The sequence below is a fragment of the Vibrio sp. 10N.222.55.C6 genome (assembly GCF_041473395.1).
In the GTDB taxonomy this organism is placed as follows: Bacteria; Pseudomonadota; Gammaproteobacteria; order Enterobacterales; family Vibrionaceae; genus Vibrio; species Vibrio crassostreae_C.
Map to the genome: position 1 here is coordinate 1 of NZ_JBFRSD010000601.1, position 1033 is coordinate 1033.

1 protein-coding gene is annotated in these 1033 nt (G+C 40.5%); it reads right to left on the minus strand.

Features of this window, described 5'->3' with window-relative positions; all coding sequences use genetic code 11:
• Positions 1-939 (minus strand): HAMP domain-containing protein (locus tag AB4486_RS25270; protein WP_372119465.1); only part of this gene is annotated, 939 nt, incomplete at its 3' end.
• Positions 940-1033 lie beyond the last annotated feature (94 nt).

Sequence of the window (1033 nt, forward strand, 5' to 3'; positions counted from 1 at the left end):
GTTGTCATTTAGCTGTTTAACCACTTGAGATGCATTACTTACATCATGCGTTAATTCTTGCACGGCTAAAATCGTACTCTTGACTTGCTTCTCTCCTAAGCTTGCTTGCTCACTCGCACTGGAAGCTGAAGTCGAAGCATCATTAGCGTTCGTAGCGATTTCTCTAGCGGCAAGAAACAATTGATTTAATGAACTTGATACTTCTTCAATAGAGAGATGCTGCTTAGTCGACAACTCACTTGTTACTTGACTTGATTTAACAAGTGAACCAGAGATCGTGTCCAGCTGAGTAACGTTACCTATAGTGTGTGTGACGTTCTGTTGTAAATGAGAGACAAAGTTATTGAATGATTCAACTAAAGGTTTCAGTTCGTCATTTTTTTCATGCTGTAGGCGAACCGTTAAGTCTCCATCCCCTTCAGCAATATCACGCATTTTGTCACTGATATTCGCGAGATCTCTACGTATACCTTTCACCACAAACCAACCAAAGATACACATCGCAAGCATGGCTACAGCACCAGACACACTCATGATTTGGTTAGCTTTTTTATTGTTTGATTCTAGATCTTGTACCGCGTTTTCAAACTCTGATTGACGAGCCAAAGAAAACTTATGCATACCCAAAGTAAGCTCATCTAAGATTGCGGTGCTCTGTTTTGCAAAGCGCCCAGCTTCGCTAAGGCTGATCTCTTCATCTATCATGCCTTGAGCAACTCGGTAAGCTAACTCAAAATATTGATTGGTTTGATTTTGCAAAAGTGCAGATGAGCTCTGTAATGAAGGATCGAGAGAGATTTGAATGTTGAAGTTATTTTGAATCTCAGCGAGAGTTTGCTTGTTCATCTCCAAAATCTCGTCATCGCCTAGAGTCACTGCCAAATTAAAGCGCTCGGCTAATTGAGAGATCAATACACTATTCAATGAAGCCGCATTCATAACCGGATAAGTAACTTGATCAATTCGATTAACCTGTTGGGTGTTACTGGTTAACGTATCCCCTCCGACAAATAGAATACTAGTAAATCCTACT